Origin of the sequence: Nocardia sp. BMG51109, assembly GCF_000526215.1 — a bacterium.
Taxonomy (GTDB): Bacteria; Actinomycetota; Actinomycetes; order Mycobacteriales; family Mycobacteriaceae; genus Nocardia.
Genome location: NZ_JAFQ01000004.1, coordinates 724,750 through 742,193, shown reverse-complemented (window position 1 = coordinate 742,193; position 17,444 = coordinate 724,750). Strand labels below are relative to the sequence as shown.

General features: G+C 67.5%; 19 protein-coding genes. 7 read left to right on the top strand and 12 right to left on the bottom strand.

What is annotated here, in order from left to right:
• Positions 1–39 precede the first annotated feature (39 nt).
• Positions 40–1,299, top strand: coding sequence for a hypothetical protein (locus D892_RS0104920; RefSeq protein ID WP_156959380.1), 1,260 nt, complete (start codon positions 40–42; stop codon positions 1,297–1,299).
• Positions 1,300–1,483: 184 nt separating this feature from the next.
• Here D892_RS0104920 and D892_RS40425 read toward each other — a convergent pair whose 3' ends face one another.
• From D892_RS40425 to D892_RS0104900, 3 genes are all read right to left on the bottom strand, one after another.
• Positions 1,484–2,548, bottom strand: a complete 1,065-nt coding sequence (locus D892_RS40425; RefSeq protein WP_024800172.1) for a replication-relaxation family protein — start codon at positions 2,546–2,548, stop codon at positions 1,484–1,486.
• A 161-nt stretch (positions 2,549–2,709) separates the two neighbouring features.
• A complete protein-coding gene (locus tag D892_RS40420; RefSeq protein ID WP_024800171.1) occupies positions 2,710–3,483 on the bottom strand; it encodes a DUF2637 domain-containing protein in 774 nt (257 codons plus the stop codon).
• A gap of 440 nt (positions 3,484–3,923) precedes the next feature.
• Positions 3,924–4,757 (bottom strand): hypothetical protein, encoded by an 834-nt coding sequence (locus D892_RS0104900; RefSeq protein WP_024800169.1) that lies wholly within the window; start codon positions 4,755–4,757, stop codon positions 3,924–3,926.
• A 187-nt stretch (positions 4,758–4,944) separates the two neighbouring features.
• Between D892_RS0104900 and D892_RS46410 the strand changes: the two genes are divergently transcribed.
• Positions 4,945–5,157, top strand: a complete 213-nt coding sequence (locus D892_RS46410; RefSeq protein WP_156959379.1) for a hypothetical protein — start codon at positions 4,945–4,947, stop codon at positions 5,155–5,157.
• Positions 5,158–5,167: 10 nt separating this feature from the next.
• On the top strand, positions 5,168–5,770 hold the full coding sequence (locus D892_RS0104895) for a chloramphenicol phosphotransferase (protein ID WP_024800168.1): 603 nt from the start codon (positions 5,168–5,170) through the stop codon (positions 5,768–5,770).
• A gap of 120 nt (positions 5,771–5,890) precedes the next feature.
• Here the strand turns inward: D892_RS0104895 and D892_RS43450 are convergent, their stop codons facing one another.
• Both D892_RS43450 and D892_RS47580 read right to left on the bottom strand, forming a co-directional pair.
• Positions 5,891–6,394, bottom strand: coding sequence for a GNAT family N-acetyltransferase (locus tag D892_RS43450; protein WP_024800167.1), 504 nt, complete (start codon positions 6,392–6,394; stop codon positions 5,891–5,893).
• On the bottom strand, positions 6,394–6,621 hold the full coding sequence (locus D892_RS47580) for a hypothetical protein (protein ID WP_024800166.1): 228 nt from the start codon (positions 6,619–6,621) through the stop codon (positions 6,394–6,396). The genes D892_RS43450 and D892_RS47580 overlap by 1 nt, the downstream gene beginning before the upstream one ends.
• Between D892_RS47580 and D892_RS40410 the strand changes: the two genes are divergently transcribed.
• Entirely contained in the window at positions 6,620–6,955 is a 336-nt protein-coding gene (locus D892_RS40410; protein ID WP_084160935.1) for a transposase, read from the top strand. The genes D892_RS47580 and D892_RS40410 overlap by 2 nt on opposite strands.
• An 82-nt stretch (positions 6,956–7,037) precedes the next feature.
• Here the strand turns inward: D892_RS40410 and D892_RS0104875 are convergent, their stop codons facing one another.
• Genes D892_RS0104875 through D892_RS0104860 form a run of 4 tightly spaced genes read right to left on the bottom strand, consistent with a single transcriptional unit; the run spans position 7,038 to position 10,999 of the window.
• The gene (locus tag D892_RS0104875) at positions 7,038–7,991 is read right to left on the bottom strand and encodes an ABC transporter substrate-binding protein (protein WP_232235983.1); all 954 of its coding nucleotides are present in this window, start codon (positions 7,989–7,991) and stop codon (positions 7,038–7,040) included.
• Between the two features lie 8 nt (positions 7,992–7,999).
• Positions 8,000–8,761 carry an ABC transporter ATP-binding protein gene (locus tag D892_RS0104870; RefSeq protein WP_024800163.1) on the bottom strand — a complete coding sequence of 254 codons (762 nt, stop codon included), beginning with the start codon at positions 8,759–8,761 and terminating at the stop codon, positions 8,000–8,002.
• A gap of 2 nt (positions 8,762–8,763) precedes the next feature.
• Positions 8,764–9,618 carry an ABC transporter permease gene (locus tag D892_RS0104865; protein WP_024800162.1) on the bottom strand — a complete coding sequence of 285 codons (855 nt, stop codon included), beginning with the start codon at positions 9,616–9,618 and terminating at the stop codon, positions 8,764–8,766.
• A gap of 58 nt (positions 9,619–9,676) precedes the next feature.
• Positions 9,677–10,999 carry an aryl-sulfate sulfotransferase gene (locus D892_RS0104860; RefSeq protein ID WP_024800161.1) on the bottom strand — a complete coding sequence of 441 codons (1,323 nt, stop codon included), beginning with the start codon at positions 10,997–10,999 and terminating at the stop codon, positions 9,677–9,679.
• 157 nt (positions 11,000–11,156) lie between these two features.
• Here D892_RS0104860 and D892_RS0104855 point away from each other — a divergent pair, with 157 nt between their 5' ends.
• Complete coding sequence (locus tag D892_RS0104855) at positions 11,157–12,203, top strand: LacI family DNA-binding transcriptional regulator (RefSeq protein WP_024800160.1); 1,047 nt, start codon at positions 11,157–11,159, stop codon at positions 12,201–12,203.
• Between the two features lie 27 nt (positions 12,204–12,230).
• Here D892_RS0104855 and D892_RS0104850 read toward each other — a convergent pair whose 3' ends face one another.
• Positions 12,231–12,914, bottom strand: a complete 684-nt coding sequence (locus tag D892_RS0104850) for a DsbA family oxidoreductase (RefSeq protein WP_024800159.1) — start codon at positions 12,912–12,914, stop codon at positions 12,231–12,233.
• 251 nt (positions 12,915–13,165) lie between these two features.
• Here D892_RS0104850 and D892_RS0104845 point away from each other — a divergent pair, with 251 nt between their 5' ends.
• A complete protein-coding gene (locus tag D892_RS0104845) occupies positions 13,166–14,290 on the top strand; it encodes an SLC13 family permease (protein WP_024800158.1) in 1,125 nt (374 codons plus the stop codon).
• Between the two features lie 3 nt (positions 14,291–14,293).
• Here D892_RS0104845 and D892_RS0104840 read toward each other — a convergent pair whose 3' ends face one another.
• Positions 14,294–15,211 carry a LysR family transcriptional regulator gene (locus D892_RS0104840; protein WP_024800157.1) on the bottom strand — a complete coding sequence of 306 codons (918 nt, stop codon included), beginning with the start codon at positions 15,209–15,211 and terminating at the stop codon, positions 14,294–14,296.
• A gap of 172 nt (positions 15,212–15,383) precedes the next feature.
• Here D892_RS0104840 and D892_RS0104835 point away from each other — a divergent pair, with 172 nt between their 5' ends.
• Positions 15,384–16,466 carry a saccharopine dehydrogenase NADP-binding domain-containing protein gene (locus D892_RS0104835; RefSeq protein WP_024800156.1) on the top strand — a complete coding sequence of 361 codons (1,083 nt, stop codon included), beginning with the start codon at positions 15,384–15,386 and terminating at the stop codon, positions 16,464–16,466.
• Between the two features lie 154 nt (positions 16,467–16,620).
• Here the strand turns inward: D892_RS0104835 and D892_RS0104830 are convergent, their stop codons facing one another.
• On the bottom strand, positions 16,621–17,379 hold the full coding sequence (locus D892_RS0104830; protein ID WP_036568123.1) for a cyclopropane-fatty-acyl-phospholipid synthase family protein: 759 nt from the start codon (positions 17,377–17,379) through the stop codon (positions 16,621–16,623).
• Positions 17,380–17,444 lie beyond the last annotated feature (65 nt).

The window sequence follows — 17,444 nt, the reverse complement described above, 5'->3', positions numbered from 1 at the left end:
ATGACCAACCAAACGAACCCATCGATTCAAGGAAAAGTCATGTCCACAACATCATCGGAAACCCACCGTACCGACAACGAGGACGCCCTATGGCAGGCCCTGAATACTCAGCCCATGGCGACTACCGCCGAAGTGGCCGCCGCAGCCGGAATTACGGTGTCCAGCGCCCGCAAGATCTTGGCCCGATGGACCGACGACAACACGGTCACCCGCCACGCTGATGATTCCAACGGCCCGCACCGCTGGACCGTGACGACCACCGACGCCGTGACGCCATCGGCCGCAGAAACGGCCGCAGCGGGCACGGCCCCGGCACCCCAACCGGCGGCCCCGGACCCCGACACCCAGGACGGCGATATCGCCCCCCAGGGCACGGATACGCCGCCCGCCGAACCGGCCACCCACACCGCACCCCCGGCCGATTCGCCCGCCGCACCTGAACCGGCCGACGAGTCCACCGATGAAGCTGCGCCGGACGATGCGGATTCGGCCGAGCTGCCCGACGACGACAGCGATTCCCTGTTCGGTGCGCCGTGCCCGATCGTGCTCGGGGACGAGGTCGCCAACCGGTACCACCGGTCCTGGCGCGGGCGGGTGACCGAGATGCAGTGTCAGGACGGTATCGCCGGGTGCATCATCGAAACCCCCGACGGCGCGCAAAGTTCCATACCACCGTGGGCGCTGGTACCCGCTGGGCCGGACGGCGTCCCCGATGAATGGCAGCGGCAGATGGACACGCTGATCGCCGCCCAGCACGACCGCGCGGTCCACGAGCTGCAGGACCGGTCTACCGCCGCGCGCGAACACCTCGAGCACCTTTCCCAGCGGCTCGGCGGCATCGCGACGGCACTGGCCAACGGCACCGTCTCGGACGGCGACGACACCGCCCCGATCGCGGATTATGCGGGCGACCTCGACGCCGCCATGGCCGATCTGAACGGCTTCCGCACCCTGGTCACCGACTCGGGACTGTTGACCGTCGATGAGATCAAACGGGCCACCGCCCGCCCCGCCAGCACCCGCTCGAACGGCATGCGTCCCACGGCCACCGCCTCGAATCACAGCGCCGCCGACAAGCTGCCCCCGGGCGGGTTGCGCGGCATGGTGGAGGACGCGCTGCGCGACAACCCGGGCCGCAGCTTCACCACCACCGTCCTCAAGCACATGCTCGACCAGGAATACCAGCGGAACATCTCGAACGGCGCGATCAGCAACGCCCTGGACAAGCTGACCGAACAGGGTGTAGCCCGCCGAATCAGCGACACCCCCCGGACCTGGGCACTGGCCGAGAACCCCTGAAAACCGCCCCCGAGTGGGGGAACCGGCAGCGGCCGGTTCCCCCACTGCCCGCTGTCCGCCCCGCCAACGTTCCCCACCACCGCTGCACGTGTCGATCGTGCGGGACCCTGGGCCGACCACGACCCGCTGACCGGCGACCGTATGCCGGGACGGCGTCGGTGCCCGCATCGAACGGACATGATTGTCACCAGCTGTATTCCGTCGTCGGCGGCGTGGGGCGAACCTGATTGGGGTAGAGGAGGTTTTGGATCTGGGGGTCGTGGTGGTCGAAGGCTGCCTCGTTGTACGGATGCTCGACGCTGGTGTGGTGGGTGATCCGGGGGCCGCGTTCGGGAAGATCGGCCAGCGGTAGTCGTTCGGTGACAGCGCCGCCGCCGGTTGTCCACAGTGCCCACACCGGTCCTGCCGGGCCGTCTGGGTGGGCAAGGTCGCGACTGGTGGTCGCGATCGCCACGTCGGGGCCGTAGCTGTCGAACGCGCGGCTCAGCGCGGTCCGGAGCCCGGCCTCGCGGCGGGCCGAGTGCACCGAGAACAGCAGGATCCCGAACTTGTTAGTCGGGAACCCTTGATAGTCAGCGAGTTTGGACACCACGGTCTTCAACGACTCGGTGCCGGTGTCGTATTCGAGGAAGAACCGGACCGCGCGGCCGTCGCGTTCCCAGCAGCCGTAGCCGTCCGGGTGGAGTTGGTCGTCACCGGAGGGATTGGTCCAGAACATCTCGGCGCATTGACGCTCCGACCACCACTGCGTCAGCCCCTGCACCGACTCCGACGCGGCCGAACCGGGGCGGGTGGGGTTGCGGTGGGCGGCCAGGGCGCAGAAGAAGCCGTTCACGCCCAGGCGGTGGTCGAGCATCGGCGAGCACGCCAGCCGCTCCAAGCTCAGGGCGTACTTGGCCGGAGCGGGCGGAGTCTGCGCACGCTGGGCCGCGATCAGGCGAGCACCGGAATAGCCGAGCGCGTGGCGGGTTTGGGTGGTGCCGCCACCGTAGAGGGACTCGCGGAAGGCGAACACCATGCCCATCTCCCGCAGCTTCCGCAGCCGATCCTGCGCGCGCCGCACCGACGCGAACTCCAGCGACGCGATCTGCTCGGTGGTGAACGCCTTGTGTTCGGAAAGCAGTGCCAGCAGGCGACGGTCACGGTCGAGCAGACGGAACCACGCACCTGCGTCCGGATGCCCGCCCCGATGTACGCCACGCCCGCGACGCCGCCCGACATGTGAATACGTATGAATATTGGTATTCATTCTGGATTTCGCCGCCTTGCCTCGAATGCGTGCCTGAGCTGCCTTGTTGCGCTTTCCGTCTTCGGCGTTTGGGGTGGCGGCTATAGGACGCCGAGCACCCGACGCCCCATCCGCACGACCAACCGCCGACCCATCCGCAGCCCTGCTGTCGTCGCGGCCGGTCATCGGGCATCACCGCCGATCGATCGCCCTGTGCCGACTGCGCGGACCCAGACGTCCGGCCCGCCGAGGTCCACCTCGCGGTCCGCCTGCTGGTCCGCCAGGTTCACTAACGCTCCGCCCGCCGCCTGCCACCGTCGCAGCACCTTGCGGCCGTAGTTGTTCGTGCCCGCAATCCGGTCCAGCTCCGCACCGGTCGGTGTCCGCCCCTGTGACCGCTCGCTGCGGTAGTACTCCCACATGCGCTGCTCCGCCGTCAGCTCGGCGCGCGGACCAGACCAGGCTGGGACCGGTGCGAGACGCACGACCGGTGCCGCGGGTTCGGTGGTCTCGTCCGTCTCGCCGGTCTCGGTGATGGTCTCGATGGTCTCGGCGTGATGCCGCTTCAGGGCACGGTTCAACAACTCGACGGCGAGCAGTAATGCCAGCGGCGGGCACGCGGCGACCACGACGCTGAACACGCTCAGCACCGGGGCCGCCGCGATGTTCGCGCACAGCGACAGGCAGATTCCGAACACGAACGCCGACCAGGCCGCCCACCGGCCGCCCGCGTTCCGCTCGCGGCCGGTCTTCCACAGCTCGACCGTCGCCAGGGTCAACAGCCCGTCCACGATCAATGGCCAGATGCCGGCCGTCGTCTCGTCGGCGCCGAACCGCAACGCGAACTCCCGACCATGCCGATAGGAGGCGTACGCCGCACCGAGCGCGACCACCGCCGTGCAGACGCACTGGACCCACAGCGTCCGGTCACGACGATCCGAAATCGAGATGCTCATCCCAACGCACCTCCCGCTCGGTGCGCGTCGCTCAAATCGCAGGAGGCACAGGCGAATACCTGCGAACCGGTGACCGATCGGCCGACCGGCACTTGCGGAACACGACTGCGGAGGTAGTCAGCTCCGCACGCCACACAGGCCAGCCCATCGGCCTGCAACAGATTCGACTCGGTGATGATCCGGTCGGCGTTCACTGTGCACCACCACCGGTGGCACGGCGACGCCGCCGAACAATAGGAACGGTCGCGGAAACCCGCAGTTCACGACGGCTACGGTTACGTGCAGATCCTGTACGTCCCGCGCCGGGGGCACCGAGATGGCTCCGACGAAGCCACCGGCCTCACCGGCTCCGTAGCCGACATCGATGACTACCTTTCGTAGTAGTTCTTTCGTGACTACGAAAAGGTAGTCGAGTGCGACCGTAGATGGGCAAGCAGTCGTCAGTGCCGGGCCCAGCCTTGCGCTTGGTCTGTCAAGTTCCACCACGAGACGAACTGTGTGTCTTCGGTTTCCAGCTTCCATCTCGCGTTCAGTGCGTCGAAGAACGCATCGTCTCCGGTCTTTCCGCCTCGGGGCTCTCCGATGTAGACCAGCCGTTCACCGCCTGCCGCTTCGAATGCGGACAATGCTTGCGAGGCCATCGGGGTGCCCCAGCCCGGCGGCCAGACCAGGAGTAGTACACCCGCCTCTCCGGCCGGCCGTGCGGCGTATTCATCGAGGTCACCGACGCTGTGCCACACATCCGACTGGCCCGCGGCTTTCGCGAATGCGTCGTTCTCCGTCCGGTCCGGTGGTTCGGAGTCGTAGGCTTCGATGCTCACTCCGGCCTCGGCCAGCTGTGCTGCCCAATAGCCGCGCCCGGCTCCGAGTTCGACCACCGGCTGGCCGTCGCTGAACCGGGTCAGCCATTCGATTGTCTCGGGAGATGGGATCGCGTAGGCGAACGCCGCTTGCAGGATCGTCTCCGCGAAGCCGAGTCGTGCGCTCCCGTTCGGTCGCCCGCCGTTCACCACGCGGCGCCCCTCGTGCTCGGACACCGACGGTGCGACGATGTTCCAGTACGGGTTCGCGCCGACTGCCCGACCACCGGTCAGGAAATGTACGAAACGCAGGTCGAACGCGGCGTCGGCCTGCTCGTTCCCCGTCCCGGGCAACATCGGCGCCGTCTCCAGATACTCCGCGACCTTCGGATATTCGAACCGCAGACGCCGCTCGTCCCCCAGCAGCCGGGCCAGTTCTTCACGACGGTCCGCCGTCAGCGCAAGCTCAGCCATACCTTCGATTCTGGCGTGTCACAGCCAGTCTCGCGGACACTTCCGGCGATACGGTCACGGCTGCGAGCGGACTATCGCTCGGTCGCGCGACGGCGCCGGAATTCTCGCGTGTCTCGCCGTACCGTGCCCTGAGGGCCGCGGGAGACCGGGATGGAGCTCACTGCCACCATCGGGCCGGAGAATGACCATGGGTGATCTCATCGTCGAGTTGTACGGCACCCGTATCGGAACGATCACCGGCGCGTGGCGAAACTACGACCGCCTTGCCGATGCAGGGGCGGTGGCCAGGTCCGGGCTCGACAGTTCGATCTTGTCTGTCTCGATTCCGTTGGCAGTCATCGCAACTCGTGGTCGCAGAGATCGGCGACAGAACTTCGTTCGGGAACTTCTCCCCGGCTAGTGTGGGTCGGATGCGGAGCACTGAACTCCCCAGTCGGGTCATCTTTCTCAACGGGACATCGAGTTCGGGTAAGACCACCTTGGCTCGTGCCATTCAGGATGAGAGCGACGCGCCGTTCGTCTATTGGGGAATCGATACATTGTTCGGGCTGGTGCCGCCGGATTGGGGTGGCGGACGGGACGGTCCGCTCAGTCGTGACGGGTTCTGGTACGACCGGACCGGCCGTGACGCCGACGGCCACCCGCTGGTGGTTATCCGCTACAGTCACTTCGGTCGGCGGATGCTGCGGGCCGCGTGCGCCGCAGCCGCGGAGTTCGCCCATGGCGGTGATCATCTGGTCGTCGACGAGATGCTGCTGACCCCCGACCTGCTGCCGATGTGGATGACCGCGCTGGCCGGCCTGGACGTCCAATTGGTCTGCGTCACTTGCCCATTGGCCGTTGCCGAGGATCGGGAGCTGGCTCGCGGCCACGAAATCGGACTGGCTCGCGGTCACCTGCGTACGGTTCACAACCACGGCTACACCTACGACACGATCATCGACACGGCCACCGGAACCCCCGCCGAACTGGCCAGAACCGTACTGCGACAAGAGATGCCCGCGCACGAGTGACACACCGTCGCGGTCATTCGGCTCCGGCCGAGAGACGGCCGACCGTTGAGAATGGCGGCGTGCGGCAGGGGTCGGTTATGGCGAGGCGCTGGAACCCGGGTTACCACACCGGTCTCCAGGTCAGGTCGGTGTGCGGACCAATATGTCGTATTGCACGGGGATGTCGTTCTGAATGCAGGTATGGATCGCCGAGCCGGTGAAGCCGAGTTTGTTCAGTACTCGGATGCTGCGCTTGTTCCAAGACTGAACGACGGCGCGAATCCTGTTGCTGCCGTGCAGCTGTCGGATCTCGTCGAGGATCGCGGCTCCGAATGAGTGTCCGTGTCCTCGTCCGGCCCAGGCGGGGTTCATGCCCCAGCCCAGGTCGAGAGTCCCCTCGGAGCTGGCGATTCCGGGAACGCGGGCCTCTTCTCCGGTGCAGAAGAATCCGAGGAGATCACCGTCGCCGGATCGTGCCTTCACCGAACGGTAGGCGTCGAGGGCGGCCGGTGTTCGGCCATGAAGGTCGTAGACCCTCCAGGCGCCTTCGTAGTGCCAGTGGGACATTGCCTCGGCGTCTTGCGTCGACATCGGTCCGATGGCGAAGTCCGTGGGCCAATCCGCCGGATTCGATCGAGTGCCCATTACGTCTCCAGTATGCGGTCGAGGAGATGGTCCAGGAGTTCGAGCGCTGATCGAGTGGTGCTGTATCCCTGGAGCATGCCCTGGGCGAGTCCGCCGACCGCCATGGTGATGAGTTCGGCGTCGAGGTCGGGGGGCTTCGAGTCGGGGCCCGTCCCCAGTGAACGAGACCACTCGGTATTTGAGTCCTGTTGGCCCTGATGAGGGCTGGAAGGGACGATAGGGATCATGGCTGGACGGAAGCGGCACTCCGCGGAGGAGATCGTGCGGAAGCTGCGCCGTGCCGACGAACTCGCGGCGGCGGGTAAGAACAGTGAGGAGATCGCTGCGGAGCTGGAGGTGTCGACGGCGACATTGTACAACTGGCGCCGTCAGTACGGCAGGATGGATACCGACGTGGCGAAAGAGTCGAAGGAGCTGCGGGAGCAGAACGCCCGATTGAAGCGGTTGCCGGCCGGTGCGGAGCTGGAGAAGGACGCGCTGCGGGAGATCAGCAAGGGAAATTCTGAGAGTCTCCCGGCCGCCGATTCGAGGTACGCGGCGTCGATGTTGCGACGGGGGTAAGCGGAGCTGATCAGGATGCACACGATGCGGAGACGATCTGAAGTTCACTAGGATGCGGGCGTCCGTGCCTTCGCTCGGCCTTCTATTTCGCTGGGTTCAGGAATGTGCCGTCGATCAGGTCACCGTAGTTCGGCAGCTGGGTGGAGCTTTCGATCGATCCCTGGGTCTTTCCCCAGTTCGCCAGCGTGGTCAAGGTGTCCGGGAGGTCGGGCGGTAGCTGCATCGTGAAGTCGAACTCGGGGAGGATCTTCTCGAGGAGACCGGGGTCGAGCTGGGTGGCTTCGGCGACGGCGGAGACCGCCGGCGCCGATCGCTGCGTGAGTTGGGTTCCGGCGTCGCCGAGTGCGGCCAGGAATGCGGTGAGCGCTTCGGACTTCCGTGCGGCCGAGGTATCCGTCGTCAGGTAGAGGCTGTGCTGATTGTATGTGCCGCCGGACAATTCGACCGCATCGCCGCCGAGGGCCGCGACGACCTGAGCCTGGTACGGCTGGAAGATCGAGACCGCGTCCACATTGTGCTGGGTGGCCGCGGTGACCATCGCCTGCGGGGCGACCTGGGTCAGCTTCGCGTCGATTTTGCTGTCGGACAGCGCATTCGAGGCGAAATAGGCCGCACTGGTTCCCAAGGGCGTGCCGATCGACCGTCCCGCGAGGTTCTCCGTCGAGGTGATTCCGGCACTGCGCCGGGCGACGATACGTGAACCCTGCCACCGTGATCCGTCACCGATCACCCGGAGCGACGGGGAACGTGTCAGCGTGGCGGCCGTGGGGACATCGGCGGCCGTGGTGACATCGAGTTGGTGCGCGGCGAGGGCCTGCAACGCTTCGATCCCGGACGGGAAGGCTACAACCTTGACCTTCACGCCATGCTTGTCGAAGTACCCTTCGCGCTCGGCGACCGGTATCTGCGCCCAGGACGGATCGACGACGAATCCGACGGTGAGCGTTTTCGGGTCGGAGTTGTCCGGGGTGGCGCAGGCAACGGCGGAGGCCGACAGAATGATGAGTGCGAAGACCGCGGTGAGCAGTCGTGTCATGCGTGTTCTCATGAGTCTCTCTCGTGTTCGATGCCCAGTTCCTGGTGCAGTAACCGCCGAAGTTCGCTGTATCCGGGCTGATCGGCGAGCGTGGCGGCGGGGCGGGGCCGGCTCAGCGGGTTGGTGATGTGGCTCGACAGCCGGCCGTCTCGGAGCACGCCGATGGTGTCCGAGAGGCGAATGGCCTCGTCGACGTCGTGGGTGACGAACACGACGGTGCGGTTCAACCGTGTCCACAGGTCGATGAGCAGGTCCTGCATCTTCAAGCGGGTCAGCGCGTCCAGCGCCGCGAACGGCTCGTCCATGAGCATGATCGCGGGCTCGCCCGCCAGCATCCGGGCGATGCCGACCCGCTGGCGCATACCGCCGGACAGCTGACTCGGCCGCTGTGTGCCTACGGCGCCGGACAATCCGACGAGGTCGAGGAGTTCATCGATACGATGTTGCCGTGCTCCGCGCGGGATCCGGTGTGCGCGAAGGGCGAAGGAGATGTTGTCGGCGACGCTCATCCACGGGAACAGGACGTCGCGCTGGAACGCGACGCCGCGGCGCGGATCCGGAGCGACGACCGTGTCCCCGTTCTCGACCACCGTTCCCGTCGTCGGTGTGATGAGTCCCGCAAGACAGTGCAGCAGTGTCGATTTGCCGCTGCCCGAGGCGCCGACCAGGACGTGGAAGCTCCCGTCCGGGACGTTCAGATCGATGTTCCGCAGGGTCGGCGCGGGATTGTTCGGAAAGTGGACGACCAGGTCCTGTGTGGCGATGCTCATGGTCAGCGCTCCTCGCGGGCCCAGCGGGTGATCGGTGCGGTGGTCGACGCGATGACCAGATCGAATGCGGCACCGATGATTCCGAGGACGATCAGGCAGAAGATCAGGCGGTCGGCTTGGGAGAACAGCTGGGCCTGGTAGATGCGGTAGCCGATTCCGGCTGTGGTACCGGTCATTTCGGCGACGACGATCAGCACGAAGGCCATCGCCCCACCGACGCGCAGACCGGCGGCGACGTCGGGGATCGCCTCGGGGATGATCACCCGGGTGAGGGTCTGCCGGCGTCCGGCGCCGAGGCAGCGGGCCGCCTTCAGGTAGTCGGCGGGGGTGCTGGCGAATCCGGCGTGACTGTTGATCCACACCGGGACGAAGACGCCCAGCGCGATGACGAGCGTCTTGCTGTTCTCCCCCAACCCGAACCAGAGGATCGCCAGGGGAACGAGGCCGATGGTCGGGATCGGTGACAGCAGCCGGAGTACCGGTTGCAGCAGCCTGCGTCCGGCCCAGGTGCTCGCGGTGACGATCGCGGCCAGCACGCCGACGACCGAGCCTGTCACGAACCCCACCAGGGCGCGCCGCAGGCTGGTGGTGATGTCGGGCCACAGCAGTCCCTCGGACCACAGGGTGTGCCCGGCCCGCGCGATCTTCGGCAGGCTCGGGAACAGTTCGCCGGGGAACCGCCCGGTGGCCACGATCACCGACCATACGATCGCCGCCAGCGTGAGTCCGGCGAGCGTTCCGCCGACCGCGCCCCAGCGGCCGCGCCACGGAACGGGCACGCGCCGGGTGCGTTGTGCGGATCCCGTTGTGGTGGAGGGGGATCTGGCCGGTGTGGTGTGCAGGCCGGATGTCGTCATGGTCGAACTTCCTGGGGAGAGAGCCGAATATGGGAACGGCGTTGCCCGCGTGTGCGGTTCAGGGAGCCGTGGTCCGCCGATCGACGGGTACGGGTGCCGTCGGGGGCGGACCGAGGGGCACCCAGTCGAACGGGACGGCCTGTGCGCGATAGATCATCGAGGTCCGGACGGCGCGATCGACGCCGGGCACCCGCGGTTCCGGGACCTCCGGCTCCCCGGCGACGCCGTATCCCTCGTAGGGCGTCTGGTACTCCCAGACCACCTCCCCGTCGGGGGTCACCTGGAAGAGCCGGCCGAACATTCCCTCGGTGACGAGCGTGTTGCCGTTCGGCAGCCGCTGCGCGTTGCTCACGAAGGAGCTGAAGAACGTCCACGACGGCAGCCCGGAATCCTCCGCGGTGTACTGCCAGACGATCTCCCGTGTCGCCGGGTCGATCTCCAGGACACGCGAACCCGCGTAGATGCCCAGTGCGGCAGGGGGATAGCCGGCGCCGCCCTGGTTGTCGAAGACGAGGATGTTGCCCGCGCCGGGCAGTCCCTCGGCGATGACGTGGGGGTTGTGCTGTCCGGAAATCTGGTCCAGCGGGCGAGGCACCTTGTGCGCGTTGATTCTCTGGTGCTGGGCCCCGGACTCGGCGGCGAAGTAGGGGCCCAGCCGCCACACGAGGGCGCCGGAGGCCTTGTCGATCAGCGCGACGATGTTGGCCTTCCGGAAGCTGATCAGAATGTTGTCCGGATGGAAGACGCTCGCGGGGTCCTCGCGATGCAGGCGGTTCGCACCGACGGTCTTGGCGCTGTTGATCTCCAGGTAACCCCAAGGGTCGTCAGGATCGCGAGATACGGTCTCGCGCAATGCTTTCCATCCGTCCTCCGAGAAGCCCATCTCCTCGAGATGATCCCCGGCCCGCCACTCCCAGGCGATCCGGCCGTCGGGGGTGACCTCGTAGAGTCCTTGGTCGCCGACGACGTGGTCACCCAGGGCGGGCACGACGCGCGGAAGGGTGACCAGCAACAGACGGTTACCGTTCTCCAGCAGCTCCCAATCGTGGTTCTGCCGCGCCGCGCCGCCGGGTGCCTGATCGCCCCACTCCCACACCGTCTCACCCGACCAGGACAGCTGGCCCACAGTGCGATTCGCGTAGATGCCGCCTCGTGGGTCGTCGCCCGGGGAGAGCTGCACTCCGATGTCGCCGAGCCGTCCGCCGTTGAGCGCGGGATCGATGATGCGGGGCGGCACGCCGGGAAAAGGCCACTCTCGCTGGACCGTTCCGTTCATATCGATGAGACGGGTGATGGAGTCCGAGCCCGTGTAGAGGACGTAGCCGTTGTGTGCCCGCTCGGGGTCGTAGTAGGTGACTCCGGTGAGTCGCACGAATGCCATGGGATAACTCCATCAGCCGGTTGTTAAGTCGGTGGGTCGCGGCGGTAACCAATCTAATCGATTTGCGTAATCTCTGACCTGCGCATACGGTGAGAGAATCAGCATGGTTCGAACTCTTGCCCGCCGGTCGCGCGGCAACCGAGGATAGGCTCGACGAGTGGCAGTCAAGCGGGCGACGCTGGCCGATGTGGCCCGGCGGGCGGGGACGTCCACGGCGGTCGTGAGTTACGTGCTCAACGACGGTCCGCGGCCGGTGTCGGAGGAGCTGCGTGCGCGGGTGCTCGCGGCACTGGACGAACTCGACTACCGCCCCGACCGGATCGCGAGAGCGCTTCGGCGGCCGCGTCGTTGGCGGCAGATCGGGCTACTGGTCCCCGATGTGACGCTGCCACTGTTCGGGGCGCTCGTGGGACATATCGAGGTCGAGGCGCGGGCCCGCGATCACCTCACCATGATCGGCAACACCGGGTACGACCCCGAGCGGGAGAGCGAATTCGTCGGTGCCTTCGCGGATTCGGGCATCGACAGCCTGATCGTCGTGGGTGGTGCCGACGGCCCCGCCACCGCGAGATTGTGCGAGCAGGCGCGCATCCCGATCGTCTGGGTGCACAACAACAGGGGGCATATCGATTCGCCTGTTGTCGGTGCCGATCACACGCGCGCCGGCGCGCTCGCCACCGAGCATCTCCTGACCACGCACGGCCGCGACGATATCGTCTTCGTCGGTGGGTTCACGCCCGAGGACGTCGAGCACGGAGACCGGGAAACCGTTGCTCAGCGGTACGACGGGTACGTGTCGGTCGTCGGTGCCTCGGCCGCGCGCCTGATCCGTACGAACCTGAGCCCGGCCGGGGCCTATCACGCCGTCGGCCGCTATCTCGCCACCGAGGCGGTACCCGACGGAATGATCGTCGGCACCTACGGGCAGGCGGCCGCCGCGTTGCGGGCCGTGAAGGACGGCGGCTTCCGTATTCCTCGCGACATCGCCGTCGTCGGATTCGACGGTGACATCACGAACACCTATGGGCAACTGACGCTCACCACGGTGCAGCAGCCCATCGATACCATCGCTCGGACCGCGCTGGACCTCGCGCTACGGGATCGCGGCTCGGAGGATTCCCGTGCACGGTCCGTACCGATCGAGGTCTTCCTGAATCCCGGCGAGACCTGCGGTTGCGGAACGGGGCCGACGGTGTTCGGCTGAGAAATCCGCCGGAATGACCGGCACGTTTCAGTGGGAGCGGTTGATCTGGCAGGCGATTTCCGCTGGTTCTTCGGAGAGGGGCAGGTGTGCGAGCATCCGCAGGTACTCCTCGGGCTGCCGGACGCCGGTGGCCGCGTCGCCTCCGTCGACGACGAATGTCGGTACGGCGTTGATGTCGAGGCGTTGCGCGGTGGCTTCGTCCTCGTGCACGGCATCGGCGAAATCGTTGCCGCGCAGCATGGTTCGCACATCGTGTTCGTCCAGCCCGGCCTCGGCGCCGAGCCGGGCCAGGGTGTCGGCGTCGCTGATGATGGCGCCTTCGGCGGTGTAGGCGTGCATGATTCGTTCTCGGACGGCGTCGCCGAGCCCGGCGGCGTCGCCGAACTTGGCGAGCCGGTGCGCATCGAAGCTGTTCACCGGGTAGGCCCGGTCGAGGTCGTAGGTGAGGCCGGACGCCGCGGCCATCCGGCTCAGGATGCCGATGTTGCCGCGGGCCTCGGCGAGCGTGCCGCCGAAATCCTGCTGGTGTCGTTCGGCCAGGGTCGGTCCGGGGGCCTTGGCCACCTCGGGGTCCAACTCCAGTGCGTGCCAGCGGACGACCACCTGGTCGCGTTCGGCGAAGTCCGTCAGTGCGGTCTCGAAGTTGCGTTTGGCTATGTAGCAGAAGGGACAGAGAAGGTCGATCCAGATATCGACATGCGATGTGGTCATGGGATCGACGGTAGGGCAACAATCCGATGAGCGGCAGGGCATTCCGGGCGCATCGGGGCACGCGAACATTCGCTGAAAAGCCGCTGACGGAACGCCGCGTGCGGGCCGGTACCACCGCGGTCGGAACATCCGCTCGGCCGGGTTCCGCGCGTGCGGGTCGAGAACATGGGCGGAGGCTATGAGAGCGCTGTCGTGCCGCTGTGGCAGACGCGTCGGCCACCCATGATCGGCCTGTTGGCATGCTGGGGCGAATGTGGCTGGTGCTTGGTGGGCTGGGGTTGGTGGCCGTGGTGACGGGGTGGCTGCCCGGTGCCGAGGCCGTCGATATCGGGGTGGTGCGGGCCGGGCCGATCCTCGGGTTCCTCGTCGCGGTGACCGTCCTCGCCGAATTGGCCGATGCGGCAGGGGTTTTCGATGTCGCGGCGTCGGTGTGCGCACGGTGGGGGCGGGGCTCGACGGCACTGTTGTTCGTCCTCGTCGCCGCGCTGGCGACGGTGGTCACCATCGGGATGAGCCTGGACACCACGGCCGTCCTGCTGACGCCGGTCGTGCTGGCGCTCACCACCCGTCTCGGCTTGGCGTCGTTGCCGTTCGCGGTGCTGGTCGTGTGGCTGGCCAATACCGCGAGCCTGTTGCTGCCGGTATCGAATCTGACCAATCTGCTCGCATTGCAGCACGGTGGTATGTCGACGATGGACTTCGCGAGGATGATGGCGTTGCCCGCGCTGGTTGCCGTCACGATCACGGTCGGCTATCTGGGAATTCTGTTCCGCGGCAGTCTGACCGGCGGCTACGAGGTCCCCGCGGTGGCGCCGCCGCCCGATCGGCTCCGGTTCTCGGTGTGCGCGGCGGCATGCGTCGGCTTCGCCGTGGCGGTCGCCGCGGGTGTCGCGCCCTGGCTCGCCGCAACGGTTGCGGTCGTTCCGGCGCTGCTGACCTTCGCCGTCCGGGACTGCCGGAGCCTGCGATGGTCGCTGTTTCCATGGCGGCTCGTCGTGACCACTGAAGGACTGTTTCTCGCGGTCGGGGCCCTCACCCGGCACGGACTGGGAGATCTGCTGACCGATTGGGTCGCCGGATCGGGAACGCGGACGGTCGCGGTGGCCGCCGGATTGAGCAACCTGGTCAACAACCTGCCCGCCTATCTGGCCGTCGAGTCCGCGGTGCCCGCCGGTGCGAGCCATCAGTTGTCCGGTGCGCTGATCGGCACCAACTGCGGCCCGCTGATCACGATGTGGGGCTCGCTGGCCACGCTGCTGTGGGCCGAGCGGTGCCGGGCCCGGGGCGTCGTGATCCGGCCGCTCGTGTTCGCGGGGATCGGGATGGTGGGTGTGCCGCTGGTGCTGGCGGGGGCGTGGGCGGCAACGGCCGCGTAGCTCCTAGCCGTCGCCGGACGGCGGCCCGGTCAGGAGGGCACGGGCGTACTTGTGGAACGCGGTGACCAGGCGGTTGCCGCTGTCGGCGGCCCGGACGGCGAGCACGACGTGGGACGGTTCGACACCCTCCAGCGGGATGGTCGTGAGGTCGGGGCGCAGGCCGCGGAACTCGACGCCGATCGGGACGATGGCCACGGCATCGCCCGCGGCGACGTGTTCCACCTTGTCCTCGACCGAGCCGAGCTCGGGCCCGTCGGGGACCGGCCGGCCGTCGGGGCGTGGTTCGGCCCGCCAGAACGCATTCCAGTCGGGGCCGGCGGCGTCGAGTCGCGGCATGGGCTCACCGGCGATGTCGTCGAGCGTGACCGACTCCTTACCGGCGAGCCGGTGGCTGCGGGGTACGAGCAGCACCCGGGGCTCGTCGTACAGGATCGTCACGTGCAGCTGGTCGGTGTGGAACGGCAGCCTGGTCAGGGCCACGTCGACGTGGTGCTCCAGCAATGCCGTGCGAGGTTCGGGCAGGGCGAGGTGTGCGGTGCGGATGTCGGCGTCGGGATGGTGGCGACGAAGCTCGCGGACAGCCGGGGTCACGACGATGCCGAAGGTGTAGCCGATCGTGATGCGGCTGGGCCGGGCGGCGGCCTGGGTGCGCGTCACGGCTTGGTTCGCCGAGAGCAGCAGCTTCCTGGCGAGCGGAAGGAAGACCTCGCCCGCGTCGGTGAGCCGGCTGCCCTGCGGGCTGCGGTCGATCAGGCGGGCGCCGAGCTGATTCTCCAGGCGGCGGATCTGCCGGCTCAAGGACGGCTGTGTGGTGTGCAGGATCTCCGCGGCGCGGGCGAAGTGGCGGTGCTCGGCGACGACGGTGAAGCTGTGGACCAGCCGCAGGTCGAGATCGATCGGGGGTAGCGGGGCGCCGGACATACGTCGAGCGTAACGGAAGTTCGGCCGCTCCGGCCGTAGATGGATATTGGCTACCAGTAAATATGCGCATTCTGTATTTCGAATTACGGAACTTTCATTGGACCGGGCCGACATGCCGACCGCACAGTGAAGCCATGGCACAACCCGAACTCGACGATCGGCAGGGAGCGGCATGAACGAGGTCTGGATTCTCGGCGCGACGGGTCGCACCGGTCGCATGATCGCGGCGAAATTGGTGGCCCGGCAGGTGCCGGTCGGCTTGGTCGGCCGCAACGCCGCTCGATTGCGGGAGGTGGCCGACGAGATCGGGGGAGCACCCCGGATCGTGGCGGTCGATCCGCTCGACACCGTCGCCGGCGCACTGGCGAAGCACACGCCCGCGGTGGTGGTCAATACGGTCGGGCCGTTCACGACGACGGCGCCGATGATCACCCGGGCCTGTCCGCCGGGCACGCACTACCTCGACCTCTCGAACGAATTACCTTCTGTGACAGCGTTGCTCGGGTCGCACGACGAGGCCGTGGCCACCGGCCGGACCGTTGTCGCGGGTGCCGGATTCGGCGTGCTCGGAACCGAGAGCGTGGTGCTGTGGTTGTGCGCGGGAATGCCTGCGGCGCAACGGGTCCGGGTAGATTCCATGGCACGGGTGGACACGGTGGACGGGGAGGTGGTCGGCGAGGCGCTGGCCGCGTCGATCGTCGATACGGCCAGGTCCGGTGGGCGTCGCTACGAGTACGGCCGGGTGGTGCGTACGCGGCTCGGCAGTGACGCGGCGCGGCTGACTCTTCCGGACGGCACGACGGCGCAGAGCGCCGGTGCTCCCCTCGGCGAACTGGAGGCGGCTCATCGCGCCAGCGGGGCGCCGTTCGTGGTCGCCGGGTCGAGCGAGCTGCCTTCCGGGCGTGCCGCACGTGTGGTGCTGCCGGTTGTCCGGGCGCTGCTGTCGGTCCCGCCCGTCGCGCGGGCCGCGAGGCGCCGGTTGGCTCGGGTTTTCGTGCCCGGCAACGAAAAACGCGAGTATTCGTGGGCGCATGCGGAGATCACCTGGCCCGACGGCGGCACCAGGGAAGGCTGGTTGCGCGCCGGCGAGGGGATGGACTTCACCACCAGTGTGTCGGCGGAGGTCGCCTATCGCCTTGCCCACGGCGAAGGCGAGCCGGGCGCGTACACGCCGGGCGCGCTGTTCGGGTATCAACTCGCCGAGCAGGTGGGCGGGGAGTTCGTCGGTAGCCGGGAAACAGCCGGATCGCCGTAGCGGCAGGAGGATTCGTGATCGGCGGTCGAGGTGCCATCGGAGCGATCCGGTCGATGCGCGGATCGGCGTCGCCCGCGAGAATGTGCGCAACGACTCCGGCCGAATCATTGCCCACCACATGGTCTCTCCTTTCTCCGCTCGGTGCGGGCGGCGGTCAGTGCGGGCGGAATGTGCCCACCAATACCGACCAGCCGAGGTACTGCCGGACCGAGCGGAGATACAGATCGCGGAATGTGCGGGAGTCCGCGAGCACGGTCTCGCGCTCCGGGTGTTCGGGATTGTCGACGGCCCAGCCGTAGGCGCTCTTCCAATGCAGCGACTCGTACCGATCGAATCCGGCGGTTGTCGCGGTGACGATACCGGTGAGTTCGAACCCCGCGTCGTCGAATTCGGCGGCGAGTTCCGCGAGGGTCGGGAGTGAATCGGGCGACAACCCCGGCGGTAGGTCCGAGGCCCTCGTCATGATCGGCGGGGCGTCGCTGACGAGGTGGGGCTCCCCGATCGCCACGCGGCCGCCCGGTACGAGGGCACTGCTCAGCCGCCGCAGCGTCGGCTCGTATCCGGCGTAGGCCATGCTCGCCCCGAAGCAGGTTGCGACGTCGTAGCTGCGGGTGATCTCGAAGTCCTCGGCGGGGCCGAGCATCGTCCGCACTCGTTCGGTGACGCCGTTCGCCTCGGCTCGGCGCCGGGCGGCGGTCGCGAACTCCTCGATGAGCTCCAGCCCGGTCACCGTGGCGCCGCGCTCCGCGGCCAGCCGCACCGGCCACAGGCCCCGGCCGGAACCGATATCGAGCACTCGATCGGACGCCGTGACGTCGAGGTAATCCATGATCAGGTCGAGTTGCGCCGGCTCCAAGGGGTTCTGGATCTCGTGGTCGCGCTCCACGATGGCGAAGTAGGACACAGTGGGCATGGATGCGAACATAACCCCGGCTCGGCGCGGTGCTCAACCGATTATTGCGTTGCACTCACGCTAAT